Genomic DNA, 8,662 nt, shown 5'->3' with positions numbered 1-8,662 from the left:
GCGAAAGACGGAAATGACACGATCACAGGCGGGCTGGGCAACGACACGCTTCATGGCGGCCGAGGCTCTGACTCCTACGTTTTCACCCGTGGCGATGGCCAGGACACGATTGATGACGATGGCTGGGCAGGCACCGACCAGCTGATCCTGCACGGCTACGCACCTGGTGAGGTGGCGGTTTCGAAGCCGGATGCGAACAGCAATACGCTCATCCTGATCTTCGCGGGGACCTCCGACCAGATCACGATTGTGAACACGCTCAGCAACGATTGGTCCGACGCTGTCGAGCAGATCGTGTTTGATGACGGCACGGTCTGGACCATGCAGGATGTGCGCGCGACCCTCTTGGCTGGCACTGTGAACGATGACATCATTTTTGGCACTTCCGGCAATGACAACATCTTTGGGGGTGCCGGAAACGATGTGATCGACGGCGGTGATGGGGATGACAATCACTATGGCGAGGCCGGGGACGACATCATTCTAGGCAGTATAGGCGATGACCTCTTCGACGGCGGTGAGGGTGTCGACACGATCGACTTCTCTTACTCAAGCAACAACTTCAACTTGAATTTAGCCACTTCGAGCGTTCTGTTCGACGACGGTTTTACCGAACAAGTTCTCAACTTCGAAAACATCATCGGTGGGTCGGGCAACAATACCCTTACGGGCTCCGATGCAGGCAACGAGATCGATGGAGGAGCGGGTAATGACCGCATTATCGGCCTAGATGGGGATGATACACTGTCTGGTGCCGGAGGAGCTGATATCTTTGCTTTTGATAGTTCAGCTTCTGAGGGTGCGGACTACATCACAGATTTCGAACTGGGTGTGGACAAGATCGAAATTGCCGGCGTCACCTACGCCGATCTGACCTTCGTCGACACGGGATTTGGCGCAAGAGTGGAATGGACCAATGGCTCTGTCGAAATTGAAGGTGCCTCGGTCGCTTCGCTGACTGAAGATCAGTTTTTGTTGGATAATTCAGGGAATGCGTCAGGTACGAATGTGGAGCTGACAGGTTTGCTGACTGACATCGAAATCAGCGCTAGCAGCCTTTACAGCAGCAGCTACGGCGCGGACAAGCTTATCGACGGTGTGACCGGAGGCAACAACTGGTCCAGCACCAACCCTGGATCGGACGAGTGGTATGAGATTGACTTGAAAGTCGAATACTCGCTGACTTCTGTAGTGGTTACAGCGCGCTCATCTTATGGGTCACGAATTGAGGGCGGGGTTGTGACACTGCTGGATGAGGACGGCAATGTTGTCCATTCATTCGATCCGATCAGCGGATCTGGCAACGGCACTGTCCACACATTCGATGTTGACGGGTTTGCAGATGCACGCTTTGTCCGACTCTCGCAATCTGGCCAATACTTCAACCTCTCTGAGGTGCAGGTTTTTGCGGCATCGGCCGACCCGGTGACTTCGGCCGCTCCTACTACGATCATTGGTTCTGCTGGCGACGATACGTTAACTAGCAGCGAAATTGATGAAGTTCTGACGGGCGGTGCTGGTGCTGATGTGTTTGCATTCAGTTCGCTGGTTTCCGAAGGCGCGGACCAGATTACCGACTTCGAGTTGGGCGTCGATACGATAGAAATGACCGGTAATACTTACGCCGACCTCACGTTCGTCGATACGGGCATCGGGACGCGAGTTGATTGGAACTCAGGGTCAGTTGAACTCGACGGCATCTCAATCGCTTCACTGACTGAGGATCAGTTCTCATTCGTTTGACATACAACTGTTCCCTAGCGGTTCGGTAAAGCCGCTTGGGCTTCGCTAGCGTTGGAGGGGTATCTATGCCGCCTGGTTCAAGGCCGCCGTCCCAAGCTGCAGCATACTAGGAAAAGCAATCTTGCAACAAAGGCAGAAAGCGTTGCGAAAATTGGAGATTTTCACGCTTTCTGCCTTTGTACATCAAACAATGTATCTCGCCCAATCCCAATAAGACTGGGCGGTACCGCTATCGGGACTCGCGCGGGGCTCTGTTGCAAACTTTTGACATTGACGATTGTTGGGTTAGCGCGCGAGTGATCAGCAGCAATAATCAGTCGAAAGCCAGCTCATGATCTCCTTCAAAGGCACGCAATATCCGAAGGATGTGATCCTGTTCGCGGTCTTCTTCTACGTTCGATACGGCGTCTCCTATCGCGACTTAGAAGAAATCATGGGAGAGCGAGGTGTTTTCGTGGATCACACCACGCTGAACCGATGGGTAACGCGATATTCTGGCGCCATTGCCGAAGCAGCGCGTAGACGCAAAGTACCATGCGACTGCTCCTGGAGAATGGACGAGACATACATCAAGGTTAAGGGCGCGTGGGTCTATCTATACCGCGCCGTCGACAAACACGGAAAGACACTTGATTTCATGTTATCTGAGCGGCGCAACAAGCCAGCTGCCACTAAATTCTTTGCCCGGATGCTGGAAGTTAATGGGTTACCACGGAAGATTGTCATCGACAAAAGCGGCGCCAATACTGCGGGCCTGAAGGCCATCAACAAAATGCTCAAAGGCTTTGGATGTCCCATTCCCATCGAGATGGTCAGACGAAAATACCTCAATAACATCGTAGAACAAGATCACAGGTTCATCAAAAGGCGAACCCGTCCGATGCTAGGTTTCAAATCCTTCAATTCAGCATCAGCAACTCTAGCTGGAATCGAAACTGCGCACATGATCAGGAAAGGTCAACTCACGCCAGGAGTCTGTCCATTCAAACAATTCGCCGAACTAGCCGGTTAACACCGATGCGATCGCTCAATCAGCTCACCATGCTCAAAAGTTTGCAACAGAGCCCTTTAACCTGCTCGAGCCGCTGCTTTCACTGACAACAGGCGTGAAGACGCAGACCGCCGACCAGGCCGCGCGAAAAATAGCCAGCCATTTTGATGTAGAATGTCTCAATGACCCGATATCCGTCCACGCCGTGCACAGCTTCGTAGCTTCGTCTGTTTTTCCGAAAGGCGTTCAGCCGGTCTGCGGTAAAGGACGTCCAGTTTGACGTCATGTCTTCCAAGCTCAGCAGATCCAGCCCTGCACTTCTTAGCGATGACTTGTACCGGTGCAGAGGCGCGAGTGAGTTTGGAAACAAATGCGCTTTGAAGTCGTCGGCTTCTTCTTCGGGAGGTGGCGCGATTTCGTAAAGATCCTCAACAAAGAGAGTGCCGCCGGGCTTCAGAGCCGCCATGATGCGCGACTGATATGCCGTACGTTTCGGTATATGAAAGAGCGCAAGCCAACTGACCACATGGTCGAAGCCGCCTGGTGGCGCGGACCAGTTCAGAAAGTCCGCTTGCACATGCGTCACCCGATCAGAAAGCCCTGAGCGCGCAGTGAGTGCTTTGCCGACCGCATGGTAGTCGGCCTGAAGTTCCACGGCTGTCACATGCGCACCCGAGACATGCGAGATGTATCGTGCGCACCCACCCCACCCGGAGCCGATCTCGAGGATCTTCTGCCCGGGTCTAATTCCGCAAGCCTTGATCGCTATGTCGAGTGCGTCGGTTCCGTGGTAATGTAGCTGATCAAAGCGGTTGAGAATGTCGACCGGTACAGGATCCTGGGCAGGAAATCCCGATTGGGCCAGATCGACTAGAATTCGCTCCGCCCGGGGGTAGAGCTGCATCGACTTGATATCTTTTGCCGTCATGATGAGAGGTTAGCCAAATTTCGCTCCGATAAAAGCGCATTGTGCCGGGTGCATGAAAATCAGGCCCTCGAGTTTCGTATCTTTTATATCTTTTGTATCTTAGCAAATATAGTGGATGCGCCCTGCCTTTGCACCCGTACGTCAACCTCATCGAGAATGCCCAGCGAGCGCCGCTCAATCCGCTCGACCTGTTCCGGGCTCTATGGACGGTTTGCAAGAAAGGCGACACCGAGCCGGTGATGTCCGCTTTTGGGAAGCTGCAATGCAGACCGGATTTCTTGGTGAATGGCAGCTTTGGGCCGTTTCTATTAGGTACTAAACTCGATTTTACGACTATACCGAACAAAATGTAATGACGAATAAAAACCACATGAGAACTTGGTTTTCAATGATTGGCTCAGTCCTAACTCGGATTGATGCTGCCGTGCTTCTCCGAATGATCTAATGGACACTCGTGTCACCACCCATATTCTTTTTACCGTGCACCTTCTCCCTGAACCGCTGCGCAATGATGTAAAGGGACGGGATGACAAATATGCCTACAAGGGCGGCTGCGATCATCCCGCCGAACACCGGCGTGCCGACACCTCTGCGAGCGAGCATGGAGGCGCCGTCGGCCACAACCAGCGGGTAAAGCCCGGCGATGAAAGCAAAGCTGGTCATCATTACCGCCCGGAACCGCGCGCGGGCACCCTGAATGGCGGCATCCACCGCACTCAGCCCCTGCCGGTACCGATCCATCGCAAACTCAACGATCAATATCGCATTTTTGGCGGCAAGCGCTATCAGAACCACCAGTCCGATTTGGGCGTAGAGGTTGTTTTGGAGCCCCAGTAACAGCAGCGCACCCAACGCACCACACACCGCAAATGTGACGGAGAGAAGCACCGCAAGCGGTATCGTCCAGCTCTCGTAAAGTGCGACGAGAAAGAGGTATGCGAAAAGCAAAGCAAGCCCCAGAACAATGGGTGTCTTTCCAGCGGCTTCAATCTCTTGCTGCGCTGTTCCCGTCCAATCGTAGCTGTAGCCCTCCGGCAGGGTTTGGGCAGCAATTTCCTCCATCGCCGCGATGGCCGCGCCCATAGACACGCCCGGAGACGGTCCACCGTTAATGGTGACCGCCTGGAAATTATTGTAGCGGGCCAGCAATTGCGGACCCTGAATGAGTTCCACCTTCGCAACAGCGCGCACCGGCACCATATCTCCGTCACGGTTTCGGACGTGAATGCGCGCAATATCTCCGACATTGGCCCGGTATTTCTCATCAGCTTGCAGGTTAACCTGCCACGTCCGGCCAAAGAGATTCATGTCGTTCACATGGTACCCGCCCAATGTGACCTGCATGGCTCGGAACAGGTCGTCGACATTCACGCCAAGTGTCTGCAACCGTTTGCGATCGAGGTCCAGGTTCAGCTTCGGAGACTGAGCGGAAAATGTTGTGTAAACACCCGACAATCTGGGATCGGCGTTGGCGGTTGTGACGAGCCCCGCCGCAGTTGCGCCAAGATCTAAAACGCTGTGGCCATGCAGGTCCAGAAGTTCGAATTCAAACCCGGCACCCGTACCCAATCCAAGGATCGGCGGAAGATTGAAGGGAAAGGCAATGGCGTCTTCCAAACCGGCAAACTCGCGCCGGACATGCCGGATCGAGGATCTGACGGACAGAGCGGGGTCGGTCCGGTCTTCAAACGGCTGCATGATCGCGATGCCAAACCCGCTGTTCGACTTGTTCAGGCCGTCGACAAAGCTGAAACCTGTGACCGTCATGACATCCTGCACTCCCGGTGCGGATTTGATGATGGTCGATACGTCCTCCATCACTTTGGACGTGCGATTGATCGAGGAGCCTTCGGGCAGCGCGACTTCCACGAAATAGGCCCCCTGATCCTCGACGGGAAGAAACCCGGAAGGCGTGGTCTTGAACAACCAGCCCGTGCCAAAAAGTGCAAAACCGAGCAGTAAAACAGCCAGGAATGCCCGACGGGCAAGAATTGAGACCGCATAGGCATAGCCATCGCGCGCGTTGTCTATACGGCGCGATATCCAGGCAAGCGGTCCACGCTTAGGGGCGCTCTCTCGGCGCAGCAGTATCGCGCACAGGGCCGGGCTGAGCGTTAAAGCATTCAGAGCAGAAATCAGCATTGAAAAGGACACAGCTACGGCGAATTGCTGGAACATTGTTCCCGTAATGCCGGGAATGAATGCAACCGGTACAAATACCGACAGCAGCACACAGGTTATGGCCAGAATGGGTGCCGTAATCTGCTTCATCGCCTCGCCGGTGGCTTCGGGTACAGACATATCCGGGTTCTCACCCATGACCTTTTCGACGTTTTCTATCACCACAATCGCATCGTCCACGACGATGCCTATTGCGAGCACCAGCGCTAGCAGCGAAACTGTATTGAGAGAAAACCCCAATGCCAAAATGAACGCCAGTGCGCCAACAAGCGAAACCGGAACCGCGATGAGCGGGATCAGGGCCATCCGAAGGTTGCCCAGAAACAAAAAGACCACGATCACGACCAGAGCAAATGCCTGTATCAACGTCTTTACGACTTCGTCGATACTGGCGCGGACGAATGTCACAGAATTGTATGGCACGCTCCAGTTGACCCCATCAGGAAAGGCGTTCTGCAATCCTGTCAGTGCTTTGTTTATGCCCTTTGAGGTATCAAGGGCATTTGCCCCCGGCTCAAGGTAGACACCGATCATCGCGGCCGGTTTGTTGTCAAAAGAGGCAAAGGAATCCTGCGTTTTTGCCCCAAGTTCCACCCGCGCGATATCGCTGATCAGGACAAATGAGCCGTCGGGAAGGGCGCGCACGACAACTTCTTCGAATTCGGCGATGCTGCTCAACCTGCCCTGTGTCTGGATGTTCAGCTGAAAGGTCGGGTCCTTTGCCATCGGCTGTGCGCCAACACGTCCCACAGCCGCCTGAACATTCTGTGCATTGAGTGCAGCGATCACATCGTCAACGGCCACCGAAAGGTTGGTCATCTTGTCGATGTCCAGCCAGATCCGCATAGAATAGTCCAGTTCCCCGAAAAGTGTGGCATCCCCTACGCCGGGCGATCTTTTGATACTGTCCATAACGTTGATCGTTGCAAAATTTGACAGGAACAAATCATCGTTCTTCGGGTCGTCCGACGTAATGGCCACGACTTGCAACAGTGCCGACGACTTCTTTTTGGTGTTGACGCCTGCGCGCGTTACCTCTTCGGGCAAGGCGGACATCGCCAAGCTGACACGGTTCTGCACATTAACGGCGTTGATATCGGGGTCGGTCCCGGGGGCAAACGTGATCTGGAGATTATAGCTGCCATCCGAACCGCTGGTTGACTTCATGTAGAGCATGTCGCTAACGCCGATCACCTGTTCTTCGATGATCTGGGCTACGGTAGACTCGACCACTTCGGCCCCGGCGCCTGGGTACTTGGTCGAAACCTGAACCTGCGGTGGTACGATGTCAGGGAGTTGTTCCACCGGCAGCTGCGTAACAGAGATCAGCCCCGCCAGCGTAATCACGACCGATATGACGATGGCAAATCTGGGACGGCGGATGAACAGTTGCGAGATCATTGGGTCAGTTCCCGCTAGCGGTGGATGAGGTGTTTTGAGGCGCGGAAACGCTAACCTCAACACCGGTATGGACCCTCTGCAGGCCATCGGTGATAACCCGATCGCCTTCGCTCAGACCGTCTGAAATGACGGCCTCGGCCCCTTCAGTTCGGTCCAGTTGGATCTGCTTTTTGACAACTTTATCGTCGCTTCCGACTGTGAAGACAAAGTAGCCAGACTGATCTCTCTGCAAAGCCTTGGCGGGGATCACCAGAGATTTGTCGTTTGTAGGGTCGGTGACGAAAACGCGCACCAGTTGGTTATCAATGAGACGTCCATCAGAATTGGGAAAGGAACCGCGGACCAGAACGGAATCCGTTCCGGACTGCACCTGTGTATCAATCACTTCGATGCTGCCCATTGCGCCGTATGTCGTGCCATCGGCGAGGATCAACTGTAATTTCAACGGTTCGGTGTCGGGCGCTTTGGCGCGGCGCGAGCGAAATTCAAGCAGTTCGGCTTCGGTTACTGGAAAGGTAACGTGGATGGGGTCGATGCTGGACAGCGACAGCAGGGTTCCACCGTCCGGGCTGACGAATGCGCCAACTGACAGGTCTGTCAGTCCAATCCTGCCGTCAAAGGGCGCGGTTATTTTTGTGTAAGACAGGTTCAACTGGGCATTTTGCAGACTGCCTTGTAGCTCAAGCACATGTCCATCGGCCTCACCTTGCTGTGCCTGTGCTTTCTGAACGACTGCTTGAGGTGTGTCACCCGTGGAGTAGAGCTTTTGCTGCCGATCAAGCTCGATATCGGCAAGCTTTTTTGCCGCCTGTGCAGCTTGGATCTGCCCCTGAATTTCAGTGACAGTCGCCTCGAAAGAATCCGGTTCGATCTCGATCAGGACATCCGCCGTCGTAACGGCTGAGCCATCCTTGAAATTGATGGATTTCACAAATCCAGGCACGCGCGCAATCAGGTCGACACGATTCTCCGCCTCGACCCGGCCGGTGAACACTTCGGTCAAAGATACCGGCTTCATTTCTGCTGCCGTCACAGACACTTTGGGCTTCGTTTGGCTTTCCTGCGCCAAGACAATGGACGGAGAAAGACCCAAGTGCAGAAACATTGCGGCGACTAACAACCTTACTGGCACAGTTCACCCTCCTGAAGAATTTTGTAAGTATTCTCGTTGACATCACGGTAACGTAAAGCATTTGAAAATCCAGCTACTGGTGTTGAGCGGCTCACCCGCCATTTCAACCAAGTGAAAGTTGTGCCGATTAAACAATATGGCTCGTTCTCGCTCTGCTGTCTTCAAAACCCCGAAATTGCGAACGCAATGTTTATCACCCCAGTTAAGATCTCTTAGGTCGAGGCCTTGAGTTGTTCGTCCAGATCAGAGAACGATGCGGCCCAGAATTCTGCCAGGAACGCTGAAA

At 54.1% G+C, this 8,662-nt stretch carries 5 protein-coding genes; 2 read left to right on the top strand and 3 right to left on the bottom strand.

Going from position 1 to position 8,662, the window contains the following annotated elements:
* Both AC2FLE_RS21245 and AC2FLE_RS21240 read left to right on the top strand, forming a co-directional pair.
* On the top strand, window positions 1–1,743 hold a 1,743-nt coding region (locus tag AC2FLE_RS21245), incomplete at its 5' end, for a calcium-binding protein (protein ID WP_496699599.1).
* Between the two features lie 331 nt (window positions 1,744–2,074).
* Entirely contained in the window at window positions 2,075–2,755 is a 681-nt protein-coding gene (locus AC2FLE_RS21240) for an IS6 family transposase (protein ID WP_496699597.1), read from the top strand.
* A gap of 79 nt (window positions 2,756–2,834) precedes the next feature.
* On the opposite strand, the gene AC2FLE_RS21235 is transcribed toward AC2FLE_RS21240, so the two are convergent.
* The 3 genes from AC2FLE_RS21235 to AC2FLE_RS21225 all read right to left on the bottom strand — a co-directional run bounded on the left by AC2FLE_RS21235 (window position 2,835) and on the right by AC2FLE_RS21225 (window position 8,349).
* Entirely contained in the window at window positions 2,835–3,638 is an 804-nt protein-coding gene (locus tag AC2FLE_RS21235) for an SAM-dependent methyltransferase (protein ID WP_496699595.1), read from the bottom strand.
* Between the two features lie 465 nt (window positions 3,639–4,103).
* Entirely contained in the window at window positions 4,104–7,244 is a 3,141-nt protein-coding gene (locus AC2FLE_RS21230; RefSeq protein WP_496699594.1) for an efflux RND transporter permease subunit, read from the bottom strand.
* A 4-nt stretch (window positions 7,245–7,248) separates the two neighbouring features.
* Window positions 7,249–8,349 carry an efflux RND transporter periplasmic adaptor subunit gene (locus AC2FLE_RS21225; protein ID WP_496699601.1) on the bottom strand — a complete coding sequence of 367 codons (1,101 nt, stop codon included), beginning with the start codon at window positions 8,347–8,349 and terminating at the stop codon, window positions 7,249–7,251.
* Between the last annotated feature and the right edge of the window lie 313 nt (window positions 8,350–8,662).

The sequence above is a fragment of the Ruegeria sp. CDSA077 genome, assembly GCF_059612265.1.
Note: the sequence above shows the minus strand (reverse complement) of the source record. Positions and strands in the feature narration are given on the sequence as shown.

Coding starts and splice junctions, on each gene's coding strand:
- AC2FLE_RS21240 (WP_496699597.1), top strand. CDS start 2,075: ATGATCTCCTTCAAAGGCACGCAATATCCGAAGGATGTGATCCTGTTC.
- AC2FLE_RS21235 (WP_496699595.1), bottom strand. CDS start 3,638: ATGCAGCTCTACCCCCGGGCGGAGCGAATTCTAGTCGATCTGGCCCAA.
- AC2FLE_RS21230 (WP_496699594.1), bottom strand. CDS start 7,244: ATGATCTCGCAACTGTTCATCCGCCGTCCCAGATTTGCCATCGTCATA.
- AC2FLE_RS21225 (WP_496699601.1), bottom strand. CDS start 8,349: ATGTTTCTGCACTTGGGTCTTTCTCCGTCCATTGTCTTGGCGCAGGAA.